The sequence below is a fragment of the Nocardioides sp. GCM10028917 genome (assembly GCF_042666175.1).
Taxonomy (GTDB): Bacteria; Actinomycetota; Actinomycetes; order Propionibacteriales; family Nocardioidaceae; genus Nocardioides.
Genome location: NZ_JBHTFL010000005.1, coordinates 1 through 23,792, shown reverse-complemented (window position 1 = coordinate 23,792; position 23,792 = coordinate 1). Strand labels below are relative to the sequence as shown.

The following is a 23,792-nucleotide window of genomic DNA, read 5'->3' as shown; positions in this document are numbered from 1 at the left end:
CTGTCGTGGGGCATCGAGTGTCACGCGCCCCGGACCGCGGCGCACGGGGCGTGCGTCCCGACGAGGCCGGGACGATTCGGTCACGCTGTCCGGGACACCTCGCCCGGGGCTCTGTTGCTATGCGCTTTCTAGTGACCGCTTCCGAACCCCGCGTCCCGGGCGCCGACGATCAGCTTGTATCGGTTGGCGAGCTGGACCTTGCCCAAGATGTTGCTCACGTGGTTGCGCACGGTCTTCTCCGAGATGGTGAGGATCCGGGCGATCTCGATGTTGTCGTGCCCCGCGGCCACGAGGTCGAGCAACTCGAGCTCTCGCTCGGTCAGGTACGGGAAGGCGGCCTTGCGGGTCGGGCTGGCGGCCGCGGCCGGCGCGGGCGCCGGCTGCTCCTCCGCGGGTTGTAGGAACGTCTTGGCGCGCAGTGCTAGTCCGGGCCCCAGGATCGACCCACCGTCCGCGACGAAGGAGATGGCGTCGACGATGCGGTCGACCTCGGTGCCCTTGAGGATGTAGCCAGCGGCGCCGGCACGGACGGCGGCGAACACCGAGTCGTTGTCCTCCATCATGGTCAGGACCACCACCCGGGCGGTGCGCGGCGCGTCCTCGGTGATCAGGCGGGTGGCCTCGATTCCGTTCATCCCGGGCATCTTCAGGTCCATCAGGATCACGTCGGGCTGGTGAGATGCGGCCAGGGCCACGGCCTCGGCGCCGTCGCTCGCCGTGGCGATCACCTCGACCGAGCCGGTCTCCGACAGGAGCTTGGCAAGGCCGTCACGGAAGGCGGGGTGGTCATCGACCACCATGATGCGGATGCGTTCCATTGTCAGTTCCTCGGCGTCAGAGGGTCGCCCGGTCGAAGGGGAGGAGGGCCGTCACGGTCGTACCACGCCCGGGCGTGCTCTCAACAGAGAAGGCGCCGCCGAGTTCCTCGGCCTGCTGGCGCATCGAGGTGAGCCCCACGCCACCGGGGCGGGCAGGGTTCGTGGTGCCGCGGCCGTTGTCGGCGATCGCGACGTGCAGTCCGCGATGCTCAAGGGTCAGCGCGACCCGGCACGTGGTGGCCCGGCTGTGCTTGGCCGCGTTGTGCACCGCCTCAAGGACAATGCGGTACGCCGCGACCTCCACGGCTGCCGGCAACGGCTCGACATCAGCGGCATCGACCGTCCACCGCATCGTCGTGTCGCCGGTGGACCAGCCGGACGCCCGCTCCCGCAGCGCGGTCACCAGCCCGAGCTGGTCGAGGGCCTGGGGGCGCAGGTCGTCGACGAGGCGGCGTACCTCGGTGATGTGGCTGCGTGTTTCTGCCGCGATCTGGGCCAGGAGCGCGTCGACACGCGTGGGGTCATCGGCGAGCAGCCTCCGCGCGTTGTCGAGGTGCATCGACACCATGGCAAGGTCGGGGCCGAGGCGGTCGTGGAGGTCCATACGAAGCCGCTTTCGCTCCTCCTCGCGAGCGGTGACGAGCAGCTCCCGGGAGTGCTGCAGTGCCTGATTGAGGATCAGACTCTCCACCAGGGTGCCGATCTGGGTGGCCACGTCGTCGAGGAGCCGTTCGTCCCGGGGCCCGAACGGCTCTCGTCCACGTGCCACCCCGAGCGTGAGGCGCCCCCAGGGCCGTCCCCCACTGCGGAGGTCGACGACAGTTGGGGCGCGGTGCTCGGTTCCGATGGAGACGCGGACCGGGTCGCCTTCCTCGGCTGGTCTTACGTCGATCTCCGCGTAGCTGAGGCGCAGGCTGCGGGCGAGCGTGTCGAGCACCCGCGACAAGGTGTCCTCGACGTGGGTGGCGGAGGTGATGTCGCGTAGCTCGGAGACCACCCGGTAGGGATCGTCGCGGGGGCCGAGCACGAGGCGGGAGAGGCGGTTCGACAGGAGGCGAGCCAAGGGCAGTAGCAGCATGGCGATGACGCCTCCCGCCACCAGGTGCAGGAGGGCGCTGTCGGGGAGGACGGCCGTGACTGCGGCGGCCGTCGCCACGAACAGTCCACCGACGACGATGGCGGCAACCACGAGGAGCAGGGACCGGCGGACGATGAGGTCTACCTCGTACAGGCGGTAGCGCAGGATCGCCGTGACGATCCCGGCCAAGGGGATCGCCAGCGCGAGCGGCTGGAGATGCAAGGCCACGGCGGGCGTGCCGGTGAGGAGGTCGGCCAGCGCGCCGAGCAGCACGAAGCACAAGAGCGCCAGCAGCACGCTGCCCAGGACGATTCGCAGGGCGAGTTGATGCTCGCGGTGATGTGTCTTCCTGGTCCGGACGACCAGGAGCGTGGCGATCAGCGGGAGGACCAGCAGCGCGGACGGCGCGGATACGAGCACCAGCGCCTCGGTGCGGGCCAGCCCGGCCTCGCGCGTGGTGCCCCACAAGAGCAGCCAGGCGCCGTACAATGCGAACGGCACCGCGAAGGGCACGAGCCTGAGCCACGGCCGGTCGCGTAGGGACTGCATTGGCTCGGGGAACGCACAGGCGAAAAACAGCATGCTGCCCCAGGCCAGCGCGTTTGCGACCTCGCCCACGACGTAGGGCCATACCCCTCGACCGCCGGCCAGGTCTACGACCTGGAGGCCCAGTGGGAACGCGGTCATCCCGATCGGGACCACGACGGCGAGCGAGAGCAGTGCCCGGGCCGCGGGGTCGCCGGACCGTCGCCAGAAAACGAACGAGCCGGCTGCCGCAAGCCCGAGCCACAGCACCAAGCCACCGACGTTTGCTCGGAGGGCGTCCCACACGGGGTAGTGGGTCAGGGTGACCTCGAGCCGTACGGGCGTCCCGTCCGCTCCCGCGACCAGGTAGGCCAGTTGCTGCCCGACCGTGGGCCGGCCCGTGCCACCGGCGGTGCCCGCACTTGCGTCTTCGCCCCACGGGGCGCCGTCGGCGCCCAGTACCCGCGGCTGGATCCCGGCCTTCTCAGCCTCGGCGAACCAGCCGGCCAAGGCACCGTCGCCGTACACCGCGCGCACGGGGACACCGTCCTCGTCGGACCAGTGCGGATCGGCGCTCAGCGAGGACGACGCGACCACCAGGGTCCCGTCGGAGGGGCCGGCGGTGAGGGCGACGGCACCCCACGCAAGCGGAAGGACCAGTGCAATGCCCACCCAAGCGACCCGAGCGCGCCGGGAGGGCGGGGGGTGCGCCGTCGGCGCCCGGAGGGGTCGATCCGTGTCGGACTTCATGGTCTGCCCATCATCGCGGGCTTGCGGGGCGCGGTCATGGGGCGACTGTCCCGACTTGGGCGCGGGACGCGCGTCCCGGTGCGCCGAAGGTTCCTGACCAGGTCAGGACCTCAACACCATGTCCGCGGCCGTCGCGCCGACCACTGTAGAAGAACCCATCCACACGACAGGAGAAAACCAATGACCCATCAACCGGAACCCAGCCCGAGCGCCGAGGACGGCGCTCAGTCCCTGCTGGTCGGCGTCGCGGTGACCGCTGCGGTGGTCGCCCTCAGGGCACTTCGCAACCGTCGCGCCAGCCGCACGCCGCGCGTCGAGCAACGACCGCCGACCCGCCGCAGCGACCCCTCGCAGGTGGACGGCGCCCGCAGCAGCACGGCGCCCCAACCGCGCCCGGCGCCGCTCTCGAGCACCGATCCCGACGGCTACCGCAGGTTCGTCAACAGCATGTTCGACCTCTCGCGAGCGGGCCACGAGACGCGCATGCGCACCTACGGCAGCAACCCCGGCCCCCGCCCCTTCTAGCCGCTCCCGCGCGGAACTCAAACCACTCATCCTTGGAGAAGACATGCGCACACCCACAGCCTCACGAGCTGCCCGATACGCCAGGATGGCCACCGCGTGTGCAGCCGTGGTCGTCACCTCAGCGCTCACGCAATCGCCAGCCGGCGCCCACCCCCAGCGGGGCCTGGCGGCGAGCATCCTCACGAACGAGGTGTCCTGCGTCGAGGACATCTTCTGCGCGATCGAGGGTCGCGTCCGGGTCTGGAACAACCGACCGGCCGGGACAGCTCCCATTGTGATCTGCGTCGGCGTCGATGTGCACACCGCAGAGCACCAGTCGCTCTCGTTCGAGCCCCCGCTGCCCGGTGGCCAAGCCGTCATCCGGCTGCGCCCTGGGCGAAATGGCGTCGCCGATTACCGCACAGTCTTCGATGACAGCGGCCCGGCCCACCACGTGCACGTCACTCACGTGCATCGGCACGTGGTGCACGGGTTCGGCGGACAGCAATGCTGAATGCCCGGGGGGCGTCGCGACGCCCCGGGCCTCTGGCTCTGGCGCCCGGTGACCGAGAGGGACCACCAGCCTGGGACGGTGAGCGATCACCAGCAAAGCATCTTGGTCAGCGGCGACGCGCCGGGCCACATGCCGAGGATTCGGGCGGTTCGGCACGAAGGTCGCAATCCTGATCACGCTGCGCACCCACAGGCGAGCCGAGGCGGGTACTCGGGCCACGAGGGACGACTCACCGTTGATTCGGCCGCCCGAGCGTTGCCATTCGCAGAATCACACGCGGCCAACAACTGCACGTGGCAGCGAACATCGCCGTTGCGTCGCCTGTACCCGCTCGGTCTACGGCGACGCGTTGGTCACAATCACGGCGAAGGATCGGCTGCCCGGCTCGGCGGCGGTATGAGTCGCCACGAATCTCATCGCAATGCACCTTCGACGTGCCTGCGGAATGCGGCATGATCGGGCGCAACCGAGTGGAGGGGCGGGACGGTGAGGGCCGATCCGGACAGTGGGTTCTGGTTCCACGGTGAGTGGATTCCTGATCCCTACGAGTGGCTCGAGCGGTTCGACGATCCCGAGGTGATGGACTGGATCGAGGAGCAGGAGGCTGCCACCCACGCGCTCCTCGACGCGGTCCCGGCACGGGACCGGTTCCGCGCCGCGGTGACCCGTGGGTCGCGCTACGAGCGGCTGTCCCGGCCGATTCGTGCGGGAGGACGCGAGTTCGTCTGGCAGGCCGCTGCGGACGACGAGAAGCTCGCGTTGCGGATGCGCCGCGAGCCGGAAGGGCCGCTCGAGACCGTGCTCGACCCGAACACTTGGCCGAGCTTGGAGGCGCTCGTGTTCGCCGTACTGTCACCCGACGGCCGGCTGGTCGCCTTCGGCAAGGCGACCGGCGGCACCCATGACGCGCGGATCCAGATCCTCGACGTAGACACCGGAACCGTTCTCGCCGACGAGCCCAGCGGCACGAGCCACTATCGCCCCGCGTGGCGACCGGACTCGGTGTCGTTCTTCTATCCAGCGGTTGCCGACGGCGAGGAAGTGATCCTCGAGCACCGCATCGGCACGGCTCAGGATCGGCAGGTCTTCGGCGGTCACGCCGACTTCTGGTGCTGGGTCGACGTGACCGAGTGTGGCCGGTACGCCGTCCTGTACCAGTGGGACTTCGTCCACGCCAACACCGTGTCCCTGCTGAGGTTGGACGACGACGAGCTGCTGGCGGTGACGACGACCATGCAGGCGGTGAACCAGGTTCAGGTGGTCGACGACGACCTGCTGATCGTCACCGACCTGGAGGCACCGCGCGGCCGGCTGTGCAGGGCATCGTTGATGAGCCCCACCGTGTGGCACACCGTCATCGCCGAGAGCGACGACACTCTGCAGACCGTCAGCGGGATCGGTGGCCACTTGTACGCGGTCTACTCCCACTCGGCGTCGCACCGGATCACCGTGCACGCTCCCGACGGCGCCAAGATCCGCGACGTCGCACTGCCCGGTCTCGGATCGGTCAATGGAAACGAGGGAGGCGGGGTCGTCAGCGGCGTCACCGGAAGCTGGTACGGCGACGAGGTGTGGGTCGAGTTCCAGTCGTTCGTCCAACCTTTGTCGATCTACCGCTACGACTTCCACGACGACGAGCTCACCGGCTACCACGTTCCCGATCCGGTGATCAACGCCGTCACCGAACAGGTCTGGTACGAGTCGATGGACGGCACGCGGGTGTCGATGTTCATCGCGCGGCCCAAGGGGACCGACGGGCCACTGCCGACGCGGCTCAGCGGGTACGGCGGGTTCAACATCGACATCTCGCCGTGGTACTCACCGGTGCATGCGGCCTGGCTCGAAGCGGGCGGGGTGCTGGCCTTCCCCAACATTCGCGGCGGTGGTGAGTACGGACGCGAGTGGCACGAGGCGGCGATCAGGACCAACCGGCAGAACGCGTTCGACGACTACATCGCGGCCGCCCGCTGGCTGGTCACGAACGGCTACACGACGACCGGCCAGCTGGTGTCCCGCGGGAACAGCAACGGCGGCATCCTCGTGGCGGTCACCGCCCTGCAGGCGCCGGACGCGTTCCGGGCCGTGTTCTGCCGTGCGCCGACGCTTGACATGATCCGGTTCACCAGGTTCGACAACGGGCGGACCGCGACCGTCGAGTTCGGCTCGCCCGAGGACCCGGTCGAAGGTGCCTACCTCGCCGGGTACTCGCCGTACCACAACGTCCGGACAGGGGTCCGCTACCCAGCGATCGCGTTCGTGCCGGCGATGAACGACAAACTGGCGCCGCCGTACGACCCGGTGAAGATGGTGGCCCGGATGCAGGCAGACGCGACCGACGGCGGGCCGTACCTGTTGCTGCCACTGCGCGACTCCGGGCACGGCGGAGCCACCACCCAAGCTGCGCTGATCGAGCAGGACGTCGACGAACTGTCCTTCTACGTCTGGGCACTAGCGATGTGATCGTGAACAAAATTCTGCGGGATGTAGGGAAGCGAAGCCGGCTCCCCACCCTATTTCACACGCGACCCCGCCGAAAACGCGGCTGGATAGACGCACGTGTGAAGTAGTTGCGCCCCGAGACGTGGGGCACGCTCGCAGCTACTGGCGACCGGTCCTGCACGGACTAGACCGCCGGTTTGTTCGGTTGGCCTGGAGCTACTCTCAACAGCGCGGTGGACTTCAGCGGCTGCGCGGCCGGCCCGCGCAGCTATGCCGGACTTTCGGCTGGGGAGGTGTTTGGTGTCCCACGCACAGGCAGCCGATCATCCCCGACTGGTGCCCGACGATTGGGTCGCCGAGGCGAAGGCCGCTACTCGGCGGTGGGCCACAGTCCTGCTCATCGGTGTCGCGTGCGGTGTCGTTGTAGCCGGGGTCCTCAGCAGATTGGTCATGTTCCTGCTCGCCGAGCTCAACCCGGAGGCGGCGGGCATCCGCAGCGACGACGGTTTCATCATGGGTCAGATCACCTTGTCGGGGTCTACCCAGTTGGCGCTGGCCGGAGGTCAACTAGGAGCGATCGGGGCGTTCCTGTATACGGCGCTGCGCGGCCTGATGATCGGGCCGCCCTGGTTCCGGCTGCTGTCCATCTCGGTCGGCCCGGGAGTCGTGGTCGGCGCGACCCTCGTACACACCACGGGTATCGACTTCCACCTACTAGAACCCCTATGGCTGACCATCGGCGCCTTCGTGCTTCTACCCGTGATGTTCTGCGCGGCCCTGCACCTATTGGCTGAGAGGGCTCTGAGCCATGGTGGTGTGCGGTCGATGCCGCTGCAGGTGGTCGGAGTCACCCTCGCCATACTGACGCTGCCGTTAACGCTGGTTCTAGTCATTGGCTGGCTCATCGCCCGGGCGTTCCGCGGCGATGACTGGGTCTCGACGACCGCGGCCGCGTGGTTCGTCCGGGCTGTGTTGGCCCTGCTGTTCGTGATGGCAGTCTTCGACCTTGTCTCGGACGCCAGGACGCTGTCCACCTAGACCCGAACTGACATGCGCGGGTAATGAGCCGCGCATCTCCTGCCACGCGCCATCAAGCGGCTACTAGACACTCGACTGCAGGATCGATGTCTGGCCAGACTCGGTCCAGGTGCCCGGCGGGAGGCTCTTCAAGCGGCTGCCCACTGAGTGTTGGTGTGGCTCTCTTCCGGTCTGCAGTCCGCCGGGCACCGTGACGAGGCGTGGCTCGAAAGGGGACTGCCCAGCTCGTAGTAGCACTGCCCACCTCGCCGTCCCTATCGGTACGAGGCGAAGCAGGAGAACGCTATGGCGAAGGTGATCATCGGGGTCGATCCCCACAAGCTGTCGGCCACCATCGAGGTCGTCGACCACCACGAGAGACTCCTCGGGTCCGGCCGGTTCGCAACCGACCAGGCCGGCTACACCGCGATGCGCACGTACGTGAAGAGCTGGCCCGACCGGGTCTGGGCTGTCGAGGGATCCAACGGTGCCGGTCGGTCCCTGGCTCAGCGTCTGGTTGAGGCCGGCGAGCAGGTCGTCGACGTGCCGGCCAAGCTCGCGGCCCGGGTCCGGCTCTTCGACACCGGTCACAACCGCAAGACCGATGCCCGTGACGCGCACTCGATCGCGATCGTCGCGGTCCGCACCACCACCCTGCGTGTGCTTCGTCGCGATGGTGAACTCGAGGCGCTGCGGATGTTGTGCGACCGCCGTGAGGAACTCACCCGGCTGCGGGTCCAGACCGTGAACCGGCTCCATCGGCTGCTGGCCGAGCTGGTCCCGGGCACGGCGAAGAAGGACCTCACCGCCCTCCAGGCCAAGGCGATCCTCGCGTCGGTGCGGCCTCGCGACATCGCAGGGAAGACCCGTCGCAGGATCGCTGCGGACGAACTCGCCGACCTGGTGGCGGTTGAGGCGAAGATGAAGAAGGTCACCGCCGAACTCAAAGTCATGGTCAAGGTCCGCGGATCCCGGCTGATGGATCTGCACGGAGTCGGACCCGTGGTCGCTGCTCGGACGTTGGCCGACGTCGGTGACGTCGCGCGGTTCGCCGACCGCAACCGGTTCGCGTCCTGGACCGGCACCGCACCGCTGGACGCCTCGTCTGGTGAGCAGAACCGGCACCGGCTATCCCGGGCCGGGAACCGGCGGATGAACCACATGATCCACATCGCCGCGATCAGCCAGATCCGCCTCGATACTCCCGGCCGGGCCTACTACCGGCGCAAGCTCGCCGCCGGGAAGACACCACTCGAAGCCCTGCGCTGCCTCAAGCGGAGGATCTCGGACGCCTTCTATCGACAGCTACTTGCAGACGCCCAGGCAACGCAGACCGCACCCGTTGAGACGGGTCCGGGAGGGCACTGCGGGGCGACTCTTCAATCCAGCGCGGCCGACCTGCACCCGCACATCGACACTTCGGATCAGCCACTTCCCGGACCCGCGAATACGACGCTACAACCGCTTCAACGCTCGCGGAAGACCGCCGGGCCGAGGACCCCGCAGACCACCGGTTGACAACAAAGGGGAGCCGGAAGGACGCGGGTTCTGACGCGCTAGACCACCCCGAGCAGCGCGTCGCCTACGCGGCACGCCTCCCATAGAACGAGGCGGCTCGAGCTCGCCGCCGAGACGGGCGCTTCCCAACCTTGGTCTGACATCAGTCGCCAGCCTGGCGTTGCCGCTTACCCGTCCGGCGCAGTGTTTGACTGCGCGGCGTGAATCTTGGCGGCAAGACGCACGAGCCGTTCTTCTAGTCGTTGGCCGGGATGACCTACCGATTCTCCGTCACGGTAGACCGACAACCCGGCGTCCAGCACAAGGAACTGCAGGTGCTTGCGCGGCACCGTCCTCGGCTGGAACTCCTGGTGAGGCTCTTGCCTAATCCCCAGATCACCCAGAATGAGATACGGCGTCAGACCTTTAATCACGACATCGCCGTCGTGAAGTGTCCAACCCTCCCATCCCTTGTCTCCCATCGCGTGACCTCACCTCCTCTCTCCCGAAGAGGAGGCTTGCACGACCAGCACCCCCTCGGACACGACCGACTCCAGCGTCGATGGGACCTCGCTGCGGCGTCAAGGGATGCACCGTCACGCGGCGGACTGCCGCGCCCCAAACTCTTTCGGCTGAGTCGGGCGCGAGGCAAGCGGCGGTAGCGATTTGCTGCAACTTGGCCCGGACGTGGCTCCCGGTTCGTAGGGTGAGCAAGACCGCCGAACTGAAGGCAGACTGGCGCGGTGCGCGCCAGCTGCTGCCATCGGCGACGCGGCGGCCCATTAGCAGGAAGACAGGCTATTCGTGCTTCGACCTCAATACGCGGTTGCTTCTTGCGCTGCGCTGCTGGCCTTCGCGCTGGCTGGATGCAGCGGAAGCGACAGCGGCAACTCCAACGCCCTGACGGATGCGGATGCAACTCCCCAGTCGATCCTTGATGCCTGGAAGGCAGCGGTCTGCGACGGAGGAACGTACAAGCAGCCGGAACTTCAGAACTTGGAAGGCGACGAGGTAGGCGGTGCCGTGTGCTTCTTGAGCGGCGTCGGGACCACGGAGAACCGCCACCAGATTTCCGTTTGGAGCTCTGAGTCAGCGGTCGAGGTGCACATGGCGGGCCGCGACTGCGCGAACTATCTGTACGTCATGGGACCGACCTGGACCAGCGGTGTGACGACTGAAGCGGTTGCGACGGATCTGGTCGAAGCGGGCGGACAACTCTGCGAGGGGTGATCATTTCGTCTACGGACTGACCCGAATTCGACCACGAGCCGATCCACACGTTCCGCTCGAGCCGACGCGGCGTCAGCACTGGCGGCGGTAAGACGCACTCATGGCGTCAGATGCGGACGTTGTTCAAGGCGCCCAATTCGGCATGACGGCGTGCGCACGTAGTCGGCCCGTACGGTTCGCCTGGGTTGTCACTCGCTCATCACGAATTTGATCGAGTCGAGGACCTCGGTGGCGCGATCCACGAGTTCGATGGACGCGTCGACTTGATGCCACTGGTCGACTACGACCGCTGTCCCGTCCAGGTCCACGACCCAGAAGTCGATGAGGACCTCCTGGGAGCTCGAGCCGTATGAGACGCCACGACTCCTTGCTAGCGGCTCAGCACCCCGCGTCCGGGCAATCTTGTAGTACTCGTAACCTTGGCACTGGTCGTCGATTCGCAGCCGCGCGTGGATGGCGTCGTGGCCGAATGCCTCGGTCGGCGTGAGTGGTTCGACAACGGTGCTCCACGGTAGCCGGACCAACTGCCGGGCCAGGGACTCCGGGGAACTGCTCGCGGGCAGGCTCTGCCAATCGCCGGAGCAGGGGGCGGCGCCAGCAATTGCGTCGGGCTGATAGACACCGACCCCGGCCCAGGTGTCAATGGGCTCGTGGACCAACGGCTGGCCACTCCATCTCCAGTTCTCGTCCGCCACGGTCAGGTCCGCTTTGATCGTGTCGCCGACAGAATCGGACCCCACGAACGCTCGGTAGGTGCCGGGAGCGATCGACGTCATGTTCTTGTGGTCGGGAAATCCCGACAGGACCGCTGCGGGCTCGGACTCAGAGGTCGCGGGCGGCACCGTGACGGGCCCGGGATCTCCCCGACCACCCTGCGCGACGCCATACGCACCTCCACTGATGATCACGACCGCAGCCACAGCCACGCCGACCCGTCCCGCGTTGCGGCGACGCCGGCGGGACCTACCTCCACGGATCAGCCACTCAACGTCGGGAGCGGGAACGTCGCGCATCTCGGCCTCCCGACCGAAGGCCGCTGCGAGTTCCTTGTCGAGTCTCATCCCTCATCCACCCCTTCCGAGATGCCGGCTGCGGACAGGGCCCGACGGAGGGCCCCGATCGCCGTCGACGACTGCGACTTCACTGTGCCGACCGCGCAACCGAGAGCATCCGCGATCTGCGCCTCGCTCAGATCCTCGTAGTAGCGCAGCACGATCACCGCCCGCTGCCGAGCGGGCAGCGCGCACACCAACGGCCAGATCAAGGACCGGTCCAGCACCGGCACCTCGGCAGAGGCGTCCGCGGTCTCGGGCAGCTTGTCCCACGGCTGCTCCCCGATCCACGCTCGCCGACGGCTCGACACCAGGGTGTTGGCCAGCATGCGCCGCACGTACGCCTCCGGGAAACCCATCTTGCTGATCCGTGGCCAGTTCACGTACGCCTTCTCCAAGGTTGTCTGCAACAAGTCCTCCGCTCCCGTCGGCGACGCCGCGAGCAGGTAAGCCAGCCGGTAGAGCGACGCCCACCGAGCACCGACGAACTCCGCGAAGTCCTCGTCTGTGTTCATCGATCACTCCAAAGCGCCCGGTACATCTCTTCAACGCGATGGTGCGGCGATCCGGTTCGTTCGCGCCACCAAACTTCCGTCGTCCGCCGTGCTGAGCTCACCGCTCGCGACCGACGCAGAAGCGACGCAATCGGCCGCCAGCTCGAGAGTTCGGGCAAGAGAGGCACCGGGAAGGGCGGACGGTTCACAGAATGAGCGTGCGCTTGCGGGAGCTCTCGGGCCTCAGATCGGGGAAGCCGCCCCGAGCCCGTTGCGTGAGGCGTCAGTTCATTGGGAACTCGCCAGCCGTTGCAGCTGGGCAGCGGCGTCTCGAAGGACGGGGGGACCGTGGCCGACGAGAATGACCTGGGGCTCCAGAGCGGCGAGCTTGCGAACCGACTCTTCGGCTCTTTGTTGGCCGAAGGTGAACTCCGCCATCGGGCCTTGCAGCCCGTCGATAGTGTTGGAGATCGCGTCTCCGGCGACGAGCACCCGCGAATCGGGATCGAAAACGGCGATGTGGCCACGAGTGTGGCCGGGTGTGGTGACCACCTGCAGGCCGAAAACCTCCTCGCCGTCTGTGACTGAGCGCACCCTTCGCCGCGAGAAGCTGTCGAAGGGGTCGATGGAGTTCGCGTCCTCCTCGCCCGCGTAGAGGGCGGCGCCCGGCGCCCGATCGGCGACCTCACCTAGGGCGTGATGGTGGTCGAGATGAGCGTGGGTGATCAGGACGTGGCGCACGCGGTCCCAACCAGTACCGGCAGCTCCTAGCACCGCTCCGAGTTCCTCCACACGACTCCCGAGACCGCAATCAATCAACGCCGCCTCGTGGCCGCGCACGAGCACGTATGCCGACACGTAGGCGAAGTCGACTCGCCACCAGTCCAACCCGGCGGCGGAGCTGCTGTGGCCCGGGCCGCCGGCTGCTTCCTTCTCGTTGTCGGTGCTGCAGGCCGTAGCAAGCCCAAGCACCGCAACCCCGAGGACGCTCCTGCTTGCCTGCATCAAGAACCACCGCCGCCCCCGAACACTCGTCGCCGTCGGTGCCATACCGCGAGCGTGCGGCGACGGTGAGTTGTAGTCAAGGCGCTATTGGGTTTCGTCTTGCACAAGGCGGGACAGTCGCTTTTCCGCAGACCGACGATTCGGCCCAGCACACACGGCTGTCATGTCCACGCACTTGACCCCCCACCTCCGACGCCCGCTCATGGGGGCGCTCTCAACGGGTCAGCGCAACACTTCCTTGACTCGAGGAGGTTGCGGTGGGACATGGTGACTACGAGAAGCTGACGCCAGAGACGATCGACGTGTTGTGGGCGAGATTGCGTGAGGGGCAGGCAGCGAAGCCGACGGCTCGGCAGCTAGGTCTGTCACCGAGCACGGTGCGTACCTACCTGGTGCGCTGTGGTGGGGTCAGACCTGATCCCCGGCGTCGGTCACGGTGTCGCCTGTCGATGGCGGAGCGTGAGGAGATCTCTCGGGGCTTGGCGGCGAAGGAGTCGATCCGAGCCATCGCGACTCGGTTGGGTCGAGCGCCCTCGACGGTGAGCCGAGAGATCAACACCAACGGCGGGCCGAGGCGATACAGAGCAGCCAGAGCCGATCGTGAGGCGTGGTCGCGTGCGACCCGTCCCAAGGCGTGCAAGCTGGCTATGAATCCGGTGCTGGCTGGCATCGTGGCGGAGAAGCTTCAGCGACGATGGTCGCCCCAGCAGATCGCAGGCTGGCTCAAGTCCAGCTACCCCGACGACCCGGAGATGCACGTGTCCCACGAGAGCATCTACCGCACCTTGTTCGTCCAGTCCCGCGGCGCGCTGCGCAAGGAACTGACCGCTCACCTGCGCACCGGGCGGGTGATCCGGCGACCCAAGGGAGTTCGGTTGCCCGACGGTCGTGGCGGCCGGCCCAACACGCTGCACATCTCCGAGCGACCGGCCGAGGTAGAGGACCGGGCGGTGCCCGGCCACTGGGAAGGCGATCTGGTGTTCGGCAAGGGGATGAGCCCCGTTGCCACGTTGGTGGAGCGCTCGACCCGGTTCCTGATGCTGGTCGCGCTACCTGGTGGCAATCACAAGGCTGACGCGATGGCCGATGCGCTGGCTGCCGCGGTCACGACGCTGCCGCAGCAGCTGACGAAGTCCTTGACGTGGGACCTGGGCCACGAGATGGCCCAGCACCAGCGGTTCACCGTCGCCACCGGTGTGCAGGTCTACTTCTGCGATCCTAAGTCGCCTTGGCAGCGTGGAAGCAACGAGAACACCAACGGACTTCTGCGTCAGTACCTGCCCCGCCGGCTCGACTTCCGCACCCTGACCCAAGACGACTTTGACGCCATGGATCAAGAACTCAACGAACGCCCTCGACAGACCCTCGGCTTCAAGACACCATCACAAGCACTAGCCGAGGTGTTGCGATGATCGCCTGAACCCGCAGGCAGATCCGGATGATCGAGCTGGCGCCGTCAGGCGGCGAAAAGACGCGACCACCGCCGCCTTCAGGGCGGTTCTTCCGCTGCACTGTGACGAGTTGTCGATGGAGCACTTGAGGTTGGGCCAATCTCACGCGCGGCTAGCTGCGATCGACGGATTCCCTCCCTTGATGGACATGCCAGTGAGCGCGGCAAGATCGCGACCAGCACCGGCGATGGCTACCGCATCTCCCGCGGTCTGGGTGCCGAGCGGCAGGGCCATGGACAGCCGCGGCAGGAATAGAGGATTCTGGGGAGGGCTCGGGTGCTCTTCGCCCTGGACGATCGGAGGTGCTTTGAGCGCGCTTCCTCGTCCCAGCCTGCCCATCGGCCCACAACGTGATCTGGTCGAAGCGCTCCACGACCTGCACCACCGAGCAGGATGGCCGTCCCTACGTGCCCTTGCTCGTGAGACTGGGGTCTCCCACACGACCGTCTCGAAGGTGTTCTCCGCGCCGGGTCTCCCAGCGTGGGGCACTCTCGAGCTTCTTGTGGAGGCACTGCAGGGTGACGCTGCTTCGTTTCGTGAGCTCTGGCTCGACGCGTCCGCACCCGCGGGCCGATCTTCCCGACATGAACCCCGGATCGCTGGCCGGAGCGCCGAGCTGACTGCCGTACGACGACACCTCGAGGCGGGCACCTGCCTTCTCCTCATCACCGGAGAGGCTGGCATCGGCAAGACGACTCTCGTCGAGGCTGCCACGGCCGACACCGACTGCTTCATCGCCAGGGGGCACTGCCTCCCACTGTCAACCGAAGTGCCATTCCTGCCGATCGCGGATGCGCTGCGCAGCATATTCGATCACGACGTGGGCCATTGGCTTAGAAGCGCCTTGTCCGAGTGTCCCGCGTACGTGGGCAACGCCCTCGCTGGACTCCTCCCCGAGATCGCCCCGGACGCCGAGCCTCTAGTGCCGGGCGATGCCTTGGGACGGCAGCGCCTCTTCGTGTCCATCGCCTCGGCCCTGCGGTCCCTCGCGTCAACCGGTCCACTCGGACTGCTTATCGAAGATCTTCATTGGGCCGATACCGGCACCCTCGATTTCCTCGAGCGCTTGGTGAACACTCCACTGCGACTCGCTGTCGTCGGCACCTGGCGTGTCGAGGACCCCACAACCGACCAGGGGCACCGCGATTGGTTCGAGCGGATGGCACGATCGGCGAGGGTTAGGCACCTCGAGCTGCTTCCCTTGTCTGAGGACGAGACAGCTGACCAGCTTCGCCTCCTGGGTATGGATGTTCGTGACGACCTGGCGGCCCGCGTACATGTGCGCACGGGCGGACAGCCCCTCTTCACCGAACAGCTGGCGGCGCACCTCGGGGACGAGGAGCCGCTTCCCCGGCTTCTGGCCGACCTCCTCGACCGGCGGTTCACCGGAATCTCCGAGGCGGCTTGGTCGATCACCCGCGCGCTCGGCGCGGCCGACCGGCCGCTGACTGCCGACCTACTCAGTGCCCTCACCGGTCTGCCTCCAGCCCGCCTCGTCGAGGAACTCCACGACCTGCACGGCCGTCGCCTTGTGCGCACCACCCCTCTCGGTGCGGCAGAGCTCCAACATCCGCTCCTGGCCGAGGCAACCCGCCGGCGACTCGTAGCGGGCGAGGCCCGCGAGATACATAAGGCACTTGCAGAGGTGCTTGGCGCCGAACCGGACGCGTCACCGGCCGAGGTCGCCACGCACTGGCAAGGCGCGGCGGAACCCGAACGCGAGCTCGAATGGAGGATCGCTGCGGCCCGATCGTCGGCAGCGAGACACGCCGTGGCGGTGGAAGCGGAACAGTGGCTCCGAGCCCTGCAGATCTGGCCGGCCGATTGTGCAACCGCCGGCACGCCGCCTGCCACACGTCCCGAGGCATACATGGCCGCGATGGATGCCCTACGCGTGTCATTGCAGTTCGATCGAGCCGCCGACATGAGTGACAAGGCCGGGGACAGTCTGGGCAACGTCGATCCCCTCACCAACGCGGAGCTACTCCGCCGGGCCGCCGACTTCAAGGGGCAACGCGAGGGTGCTGATGCCGGGATGGCGATCATCGACGAGGCAATAGCTGCTTATGAAGCCCTGCCACCAAGTGTCGGGTTCGTGTACGCACTGCTCAGGAAGGCGGCCCTGTTTCTGGCCGACGGGCGGTTCTCCAAGGCGTTCGACTTCACTCGAGTAGCAGCGCAGGTCGCGGAGCAAGTCGGGGACGGCCGAGCGCACCGGACCGCCCTGAGCTGGCTGGCTTGGCACGAAGGGGTCAACGGTCATCAGGTACAGGCGGTGCGCACGATGAGTCGGGCAGCAGCACTCGTCCCGGTGGACTCCGATCCAGAGGGAGACATTAGGCAGGCCGTGCTGCTCACTGACCTTCTGTTGCAGACGGGGGGAAGCGTCGACGAAGTCGATCTCGCGGGGCAGCCCGGCCTCGACGTCGCCGAGCGCTGGGAGATCGAGAGCTACCACGTGCTGCTCGCCCGCTCGAACATGGTGCGGGCTCGGATCCGATGCGGGCGCGTGGCCAATGCCGCGGCAATAATCGATCCTCTTTCCGAGGAACCGGTCAACATTGATCGGTGGCCACTCCACCTGGATCGCGCCGTGCTCGATTGCCTTCGCGGACAAGGCGACCTCGCCAGGCAGCGGATCGCCTCATTGCTACAGGGGTTCGACGACCGAGTAATCGGGGACGACGTGGAGTTCCTGCACGACGTGGCAAGTGTCCACCTGTGGAACGGCGAGGCCAATGAAGCCTTCGAGCTGCTCATTCCGGCCCTCAACGCCCAAGTGGAGTCGCCGCCCGCGGGCGTCACGGAACCGGCTCTGCTCCTTGCTGCACGCGCTGCTGCGGACGCAGCGTCGCTCGACGACTCGGTTGCGCGTCGGCGCCTTGACACGCTCTTGAGGCTCCACTCCCGGCTCCCCGAAGTTCCGGCACTTGAGCGTGACGAGCAGCGCCCGCAACCCGCCAGGAGAGCCTTCGCTGCCAACTGGCGAGCCGAGATTGCTCGATTGGACGGCACGGAGACGGTCGACCACTGGGTGACCGCTGGGCGCGCATGGGACGTGCTGTCCCGCCCTCACGACGCCGCCTACTGCCGGAGCCGCGCAGCGGAGATCGCCACAAGGGAAGGTCGCCGAACAGTCGCGGTGAAGCTGCTGCAGCGCGCAGCCGTCGACGCTCGTGAGCACGTTCCTCTGCTGGACGCGATCAGGAGAACCATGCGCGGTTCCCCATAAGTGTCTTCTCCATATCCAGCTAGGCACAGCGCGGCCCAGAGCCTCGTCACGGAACTTCGCCTATGCATGCGGTGGCGATCATCGTGACCGCGAGAACCGTCTATAGAGGTGCGCCGTGCTATCGGGAACGGCAACGGCGCGGCAAACTAAACTCGATCTGAAACATCTACAAAGCCCAGCATACGTACGCCTGACGAGGCGCTCGAACGTGCGTGACCCCCGCGTCATGGCCGATGGGCTGTCGAGGTTTCCCAATCGCGGCGGAAAGACGCATATCGAGGTGCCACCCGCCCCGATCGCGCATCGCGTACGAGACGCAAGGTGCGACTGCTCCGTAGCACGTTGACATCAACCCACTCCGGCGGTGAGCGGCGGTTCCGGAGGCGGCTTAGCGTCGTTTGATGATCGCCGCCGCTATTGGCCGCACCACGATGCCGCCGTTTGCACGACTGAGCTGGCCTGTGAAGGATTCCACGCTTTCGCCAAGGCGGTTGCGTTTCACCCGCACCCTTAGCACGTGTCGGGTCCGGCCCGGTTCGAACGTGAGCTTGGTGCGCAATCGTGTGAAGTCTGACGGCGCTTTGGCGGATCCATCGACGGTGGTGAACCAGACGGTCACGGCCTTGTCCGGGGCGCCAGTGAGCACCACGATGAACTTCGCGTAGGAGTTGCGCGACGCTGATGGACGCACGCTCCGGGCGTCGAGGACGCGGAGGGTCGGCCGGTTCAGGGTCATTGGCGGCGGCGTCGGGGCGGGCGTGGGTGTCGGGACGAGGGACGGGTCTGGTGCGGGACTCGGACTCGGCACGGGGGTCAGCTCCGGGTCGGGGACCGGGCTCGGCGTAGGGTCCGGGTTGGGGTCTGAGGCTGCGGTGACCACGACCGTGAGGTCGCCCGTGTCGTCCGCTCCTGCATCGTTGCTGGCTCGCACGACGAACGTGTATGTCCCCGGAGCGGTTGGCGTTCCCGACAGGATCCCGGCGCCCGACAGCGACAGTCCGGCGGGAGGTTGACCCTTGACGACGGAGAACGTCGGCGTCGGCGAGCCGGTCGCGATGAACCTGTACGAGTAGGGCGCGCCGACGGTGACGGTCGGTGGCGGGGTGGCTTCCGCGAAAGTCGGAATGGTCGCGTCGTCGGCGATTGCGACGTCGGCGTAGGCAGATCTCGAGCCGTCGCGGACGTGTACCGCGGCTGATCGAGCCGTGGTCCGTTCGAACGTGTGGTGCACGGTCGCCCCTGTCGCGCGGGCGCCGTCGGAGAACGTCCACTCGTAGGTGGCTGCTTCGCCGGCGTCCGGGGCTGCGGCGGTGAAGGTGAAGGTGTTGCCGCTAGGGCGGGCGGCCGTCGCAGTTGCGTTGAGCGGTGACGGAGCAGGGACGTCTACGTAGGTCCGGACGTCGGTCGGCTCGCCATCGGCGGGCACGTCGTCGCCGAACAGGGCAACCGTCCACGTGCCGACTGCCGGCTCAGCTACCTCGATCCATTGCGACGTAGCAGTGCTGCCCGACGTGACCCCTTTGGCGTCCGTGGCGACGAGCTGACCCGACGGGTTGCGGAGCCGCATGGTGACGGTGCTGCCGGACCAGGACGTTTCGAAGCGGGCCGCCGTCGCACCGGCGGAGACGTCCACGGCACCGGCTTCGACTTCAGCGCCTTGCGGCACGCGGACCGACGCTGCCAGGTCCGTGCTCAGCGCACTAGCGAAGAGCTGCGCATACGACTGGTGGCCGTCCGCGTTGGGGTGCAGAGAGTAGGCCTGCGGTCCGGCATTCTGCGGGTTGAGCACGTCGTTGAGCAGCGGGTCCACGATTGAGTTGAAGTGGGTGTCTGCGTTCAGCGTCGCGCCTCGACACAGCTCGTGACCGGCGAACGGCGAGCCGGCGGCCGTAGCGTCGACGTACTGGATGCGTCGGTGGCCGGCCCTGCGTAGATCGCTGATCGCGGTTTCAATAACGCCGTTGAGATCGTCGACGACCCGGCGCACCGCGGCTCGCTCGGGGCGGGTCAGTTCGAAGAGGCCCGCGCCCTCGACCAGGCTCGGGAACAACTCGCACGGTGCCGCGTCGCCTTCCGTAACCAGTTGGGGGTAGCCGGCGACCAGGATCCGGGCGTTCGGCGCTTCTCGAAGCACGGCCAGGTAAGACCTGCTCAGCCGTTGAGCGAGCACGCCGTTACGCAGGTTGCGTGGTGTGACGCGTCGCTCTGGGTGGGCGGCGTACTCAAGGAAGGTCCTAGCCCGTTCGTCAAGGTCGCGCTTCCACGCGCACTTGACCTTGCCGGCGAGGTCACGGGGGTCGATGCAGTCGACGACGCCGTCGATTAGGTCCTTGGCCAGGCTGACGCCTTCGAAGTAGTCGGCGCCGGTGTTCAGCCAGGCGTTAGAGCCCAGGACCTCTTGGCCCACGAGGCCCCAGTCGCACATCCACAGGACGCAGGACTTGGCGATCTCGGCGAATCCGATGTCGTTCCCGCCCATGGTCAGAGTGACCACGTCCGTGAAGTCGCTCAGATTATCGAGCTGTCGCTCCTCGCCGGCGTTGTCCGCGTTCGGCTGGTCGAGCCACGCGGCGATGGCGCCTGAGCATGCCTGATGCGAGGACGGAAGAAGTTGTGCGGCCCGGCCGCGCTGCCCGGCGAGAATGCGGGAGTAGGACCCCTGAGCCGACCGATGGCAGGTGTTGCCTTCGCCAGACGGGTTGGCGACGGGTAGGTCTTTCGCGGTGCCATCCTCGAAGACAGGGACGCCCTCCCCCGAGGAGTAGGAGTCACCCAATGCGACGTAGCGTGGCGCTCCTTCTCCGAGGGTGTGGACGAAGTGGACCGAGCCGTCCGAGAGCACGGTGCCGACGGCGAAGTACCGCCCGACGGAGCGTCGCTTCGCGGTGAGCTGATAGGACTGCTCGGTCCCGCTGGCGGCGGCCTGGTCGGATACGAGGAACCAGTCGTTGTCCTGGAGTGATTGCGTCGCCCACAGCTGGTAGCGCGCGACGTGGAGGGGTGTCGGTGTTTCGCTGACGATGGTCCTCGGCCAGGTGATGACGGCGACGTCGTCCGTCACGTCGGTGGTCACGTCCCCGGACTTGAGCACGACTGGGGGAGCGTCGCGGAATGCAAGCTCTGGCGCTAGGTCGACGTCGCCTCCCGTCTTCTGGATGAACGAGCGCTCCAACCGGGTGACCAGCTCGGTGACGTCGTCGTTTCCTAGACCGGGGAAGAGGGTGTACGAGGCCCGGAAGGTCGAACCGGGCGGGATCTCGCCGGTGTGCTGCTTGCGCGGCGGCAGTGGCGCGAACAGGTAGGGCGCTTGCCATTCCGGGGCATCGACGGGCCGCGGTAGCAGTTCGAAGGAGACGTTGTAGACCGACACCGGCGACACGTTTGTCATCTCGACGTCGATCGTGAAGGGGCCCCATCGCCGTGCTTCGCGGTCAACCTTGATGGTTGTGTCCAGAGCCGAGGCGCCCCATACCTTCAGGGGCGACGCCGACCGGCCGGAGAGGTGGATCGTTGTGCCGAGCGGCTCCACAGTGGCGAGATAATCCACCATCACCGGATAGTCGCCCTCGACGTCGCCGCGGACCGTCCAACTCGCTTGACGGCTCTGGCCGCCTGGGATGTCAGGGATCTCAATCGTGGGTGACTGGGTAGCGGTCGTCGGCGCGAGGCTCAGCCCATCCGGAAGGGTGATGGACCCGGCCCCGCCCTGGAAAGTGAAGTCCGGCGCGGTGAGGTTCTGCACCACCATGGAGACGTCGAAGAATTCCTTTAGGAACGTCGCACGCATCGGCACCACCAGCCACTGAATGACGGGCTTGTCCTCGACATATTGGACGCTCGGTCGCCACACGGCGCCGCCGGAGATGATCTGGCTGCAGGTCGGCTCGCATGATTCCCCGCTGCCGCCGCCCGGCTGATTGGTCGGTTCGCAGTTGGCGATGCACGTCACGCCGGTTCCGGTGACCAAGACCCTCGGAGGGTCGGCAGGAGTGGGCGGAGCGGGCTCGCCCGGCTTCGGCTCGAAGTAGAGATTGAGCGTTGCTTCGTAGACGTGCTGGTTCTCCGGTGCCTCGGGGTCGATGCCGGCCTCTACGATCTCGTCGTAGGTCAGTGGCCGGTGGTCGACAGTCGCTGCGCCGGCGACGCCGGGCTCAAGGTCTACCTCAGCCTCAGCGCGTCCCTCGACAAGGGTGCCGGTAACGGCCGCGGGTCGATATCCCGGTGCCTCGACGTAGGCCGTGATCGTGCCGGACTCGGAAAGACCCGTGACGAGGGCGACGCCCTCACCGTTCGTCACGGCAGACTGCCGGGTGCCGTCGGGCTGGATGACGGCGGCCTGAGCGCCGGCGACTGGGCTGCCGTCCGAGCGCACCGTGACCTCGAAGCCGGACGCCGGGGGCGGGGTGTAGGTCGTGATGACGACGTCGTCTGTCGCCGTCTGGTCGCCGCTGCGGACAGTCAGGCGGATGGTGCGCCTGCCCTGCTTCAGGAAGGACCGTGTGAGTGTCGGCTCAGTCCCGATGACGTTGCCGTCGAGTCGCCACTCGAAGGAGGTGATGAGGTCGAAGGGCGTCGAGCCACTTGCGTCGAGCTTGACGTCCTGCCCGGTGGCAGCCATCAGGTCGTCCCCGGCGCGGGCGACCAGCGGGGCGGGGAGCAGTACCTGCACGCGGAGCGTGCGGCTGATTGTGTTGTGCCCGTCGCTGGCCTGTCCGCGCACGACGTACCAGCCCGGGGCGGTGTAGCGGTGCGACAACTGTAAGGGCTGGTCGTAGCTCCCGGTCGCGGGAGAGGACCCGTCGCCGAAGTCGACCCGGTAGGTGAGCGGGCCCCCTTCCGGGTCGCTCGCGCTAAAGGTAACGCCGAGGTCGTTGCCCGCCAGCACGGTGTCGGCGTGCAGCTGCATCGTGCCAGTGGGGGGCGAGTTGACGGCGCCTGCGACGACGATCGACGCGGAGGAGGACGCGAAGGTGCCGCCCGTGTCGCCGACCGTGACGACGACCTTGTGGGTTCCTGGCTGCTGGAACCGGTGGGCGTAGGTGGGTACGGCGTACGGCGCAGTGAGGGTGTGGCGAGCCAGCGGCGAGCCATCGCCCCAGTTGACCGTGACGCTGAGGGGCTCGCTGTTGGGATGGGACGTCGTGAGCGTCAGCTCGGCGTCAAGCGGAGCCGTGCCTGCCTCTGGCGTCAACGAGATGTTGAGGGGGATGGATGTGGGGTCGACGCCGACGCTCCATTCGCCGCTGGTGTAGGTGACGCTCCGCCCGGACGGGTCGGTCCAGGTCGTGATGGTGGTCAGGGTCGCCGGTCCTGCTTCCAGCGAGCCGACCGGGAAGGTCGTGCGCCAGATGCCGTCCGGCGACGGGTTGTAAATGGAGATGCTGGTGTCGCGAACCCGTACCCGCACCCGGGTGACCTTGACGGACGCATCGTTGGTCGGGGTGAACTCGAAGGGCGCGGTTCCTACCAGCGTGCCGCCGTCGGTGGGTGTTGTAAGGGTGCCGGGGGTGGTGCCGTCCAGGGTGATGGTGCCGGTGACGTCGTTGGTGGTGTTGCCGGCGGCGTCGGTGAAGACGGTGTGGACGGTGTAGGTGCCGGGCGGAAGGAGCTTGCCGGTGTCGTCGGTGCCGTAGAAGTAGAGGTAGCAGTAGGTGGAGCCGCAGGACCCCGTGCGGGTGAACGAGCCTTCAGTGATCACGGTGTTGCCGGCTTGGTCGGTGATCCAGTAGCGCCGGGTGGGGACGTTGGAGCCGTCTTGGTAGCGGAACTCCAGGAAGGCCGTCGACCAGGTGGTCGGGTTGGAGCGGTAGGTCGTGGCCGGTTCGGGGGTGGTGACCACAGGCGCTACCGCGTCCACCACGGTGACGTCGTGGTGTTCGGACTGATAGGTCCGCGAAGAGTCGCCCGCTGGGGTCCAGGTGATGTTGGCGTAGAGGGTGTTGGTGCCGTTGGGTGCGTCGGAGAGATCGATGCGTGCTCGGTAGGTGCCGGTGCTCTCGTCCAAGGCGGCGTCTTGGGTGGTGGGCGCGCCGTAGATGCGGACGCGGGTGGGAGTCACGTCGGCGCCCGGGGTAAGGACGGCGTCGAAAACGTTGGGCTGGCCGGGGACGGGGTCGACGGTGAGGGTGCCGGGGGTGGTGCCGTCCAGGGTGATGGTGCCGGTGACGTCGTTGGTGGTGTTGCCGG

At 67.3% G+C, this 23,792-nt stretch carries 14 protein-coding genes; 8 read left to right on the top strand and 6 right to left on the bottom strand.

Annotation, left to right across the window (positions count from 1 at the left end):
- Nucleotides 1–128 precede the first annotated feature (128 nt).
- Both ACFQW6_RS07220 and ACFQW6_RS07215 read right to left on the bottom strand, forming a co-directional pair.
- On the bottom strand, nucleotides 129–818 hold the full coding sequence (locus ACFQW6_RS07220) for a response regulator (protein ID WP_378542775.1): 690 nt from the start codon (nucleotides 816–818) through the stop codon (nucleotides 129–131).
- Between the two features lie 16 nt (nucleotides 819–834).
- Entirely contained in the window at nucleotides 835–3,093 is a 2,259-nt protein-coding gene (locus ACFQW6_RS07215) for an ATP-binding protein (RefSeq protein ID WP_378542773.1), read from the bottom strand.
- A 258-nt stretch (nucleotides 3,094–3,351) separates the two neighbouring features.
- Here ACFQW6_RS07215 and ACFQW6_RS07210 point away from each other — a divergent pair, with 258 nt between their 5' ends.
- From ACFQW6_RS07210 to ACFQW6_RS07185, 6 genes are all read left to right on the top strand, one after another.
- On the top strand, nucleotides 3,352–3,696 hold the full coding sequence (locus ACFQW6_RS07210) for a hypothetical protein (RefSeq protein WP_378542771.1): 345 nt from the start codon (nucleotides 3,352–3,354) through the stop codon (nucleotides 3,694–3,696).
- Nucleotides 3,697–3,802: 106 nt separating this feature from the next.
- Nucleotides 3,803–4,189, top strand: coding sequence for a hypothetical protein (locus ACFQW6_RS07205; protein ID WP_378542770.1), 387 nt, complete (start codon nucleotides 3,803–3,805; stop codon nucleotides 4,187–4,189).
- 486 nt (nucleotides 4,190–4,675) lie between these two features.
- Nucleotides 4,676–6,649, top strand: a complete 1,974-nt coding sequence (locus ACFQW6_RS07200) for a prolyl oligopeptidase family protein (protein ID WP_378542768.1) — start codon at nucleotides 4,676–4,678, stop codon at nucleotides 6,647–6,649.
- Nucleotides 6,650–7,078: 429 nt separating this feature from the next.
- On the top strand, nucleotides 7,079–7,666 hold the full coding sequence (locus tag ACFQW6_RS07195) for a hypothetical protein (protein ID WP_378542766.1): 588 nt from the start codon (nucleotides 7,079–7,081) through the stop codon (nucleotides 7,664–7,666).
- Nucleotides 7,667–7,951: 285 nt separating this feature from the next.
- Nucleotides 7,952–9,163 carry an IS110 family transposase gene (locus ACFQW6_RS07190; protein ID WP_378542764.1) on the top strand — a complete coding sequence of 404 codons (1,212 nt, stop codon included), beginning with the start codon at nucleotides 7,952–7,954 and terminating at the stop codon, nucleotides 9,161–9,163.
- Between the two features lie 783 nt (nucleotides 9,164–9,946).
- On the top strand, nucleotides 9,947–10,372 hold the full coding sequence (locus ACFQW6_RS07185) for a hypothetical protein (RefSeq protein WP_378542762.1): 426 nt from the start codon (nucleotides 9,947–9,949) through the stop codon (nucleotides 10,370–10,372).
- A gap of 188 nt (nucleotides 10,373–10,560) precedes the next feature.
- Here the strand turns inward: ACFQW6_RS07185 and ACFQW6_RS07180 are convergent, their stop codons facing one another.
- From ACFQW6_RS07180 to ACFQW6_RS07170, 3 genes are all read right to left on the bottom strand, one after another.
- Entirely contained in the window at nucleotides 10,561–11,433 is an 873-nt protein-coding gene (locus tag ACFQW6_RS07180) for a hypothetical protein (protein ID WP_378542760.1), read from the bottom strand.
- On the bottom strand, nucleotides 11,430–11,939 hold the full coding sequence (locus ACFQW6_RS07175) for a SigE family RNA polymerase sigma factor (RefSeq protein WP_378542758.1): 510 nt from the start codon (nucleotides 11,937–11,939) through the stop codon (nucleotides 11,430–11,432). Before ACFQW6_RS07175 ends, ACFQW6_RS07180 begins: the two co-directional genes overlap by 4 nt.
- 267 nt (nucleotides 11,940–12,206) lie before the next feature.
- Nucleotides 12,207–12,968: an MBL fold metallo-hydrolase gene (locus ACFQW6_RS07170; RefSeq protein WP_378542756.1), complete on the bottom strand. Its 762-nt coding sequence runs from the start codon at nucleotides 12,966–12,968 to the stop codon at nucleotides 12,207–12,209.
- A 212-nt stretch (nucleotides 12,969–13,180) separates the two neighbouring features.
- On the opposite strand from ACFQW6_RS07170, the gene ACFQW6_RS07165 reads away from it, so the two are divergent.
- Together ACFQW6_RS07165 and ACFQW6_RS07160 are read left to right on the top strand one after the other, a co-directional pair.
- Nucleotides 13,181–14,335 (top strand): IS30 family transposase, encoded by a 1,155-nt coding sequence (locus ACFQW6_RS07165; RefSeq protein ID WP_378542754.1) that lies wholly within the window; start codon nucleotides 13,181–13,183, stop codon nucleotides 14,333–14,335.
- Nucleotides 14,336–14,828: 493 nt separating this feature from the next.
- Nucleotides 14,829–17,606 carry an ATP-binding protein gene (locus ACFQW6_RS07160; RefSeq protein WP_378542752.1) on the top strand — a complete coding sequence of 926 codons (2,778 nt, stop codon included), beginning with the start codon at nucleotides 14,829–14,831 and terminating at the stop codon, nucleotides 17,604–17,606.
- Between the two features lie 388 nt (nucleotides 17,607–17,994).
- Here the strand turns inward: ACFQW6_RS07160 and ACFQW6_RS07155 are convergent, their stop codons facing one another.
- Nucleotides 17,995–23,664: a PKD domain-containing protein gene (locus tag ACFQW6_RS07155; RefSeq protein WP_378542750.1), complete on the bottom strand. Its 5,670-nt coding sequence runs from the start codon at nucleotides 23,662–23,664 to the stop codon at nucleotides 17,995–17,997.
- Nucleotides 23,665–23,792 lie beyond the last annotated feature (128 nt).

Excerpts from the sequence above, each read along its gene's own strand:
- ACFQW6_RS07190 (WP_378542764.1), top strand. The coding sequence starts at position 7,952 with ATGGCGAAGGTGATCATCGGGGTCGATCCCCACAAGCTGTCGGCCACC.
- ACFQW6_RS07170 (WP_378542756.1), bottom strand. The coding sequence starts at position 12,968 with ATGGCACCGACGGCGACGAGTGTTCGGGGGCGGCGGTGGTTCTTGATG.
- ACFQW6_RS07180 (WP_378542760.1), bottom strand. The coding sequence starts at position 11,433 with ATGAGACTCGACAAGGAACTCGCAGCGGCCTTCGGTCGGGAGGCCGAG.
- ACFQW6_RS07175 (WP_378542758.1), bottom strand. The coding sequence starts at position 11,939 with ATGAACACAGACGAGGACTTCGCGGAGTTCGTCGGTGCTCGGTGGGCG.
- ACFQW6_RS07220 (WP_378542775.1), bottom strand. The coding sequence starts at position 818 with ATGGAACGCATCCGCATCATGGTGGTCGATGACCACCCCGCCTTCCGT.
- ACFQW6_RS07195 (WP_378542766.1), top strand. The coding sequence starts at position 7,079 with ATGTTCCTGCTCGCCGAGCTCAACCCGGAGGCGGCGGGCATCCGCAGC.
- ACFQW6_RS07210 (WP_378542771.1), top strand. The coding sequence starts at position 3,352 with ATGACCCATCAACCGGAACCCAGCCCGAGCGCCGAGGACGGCGCTCAG.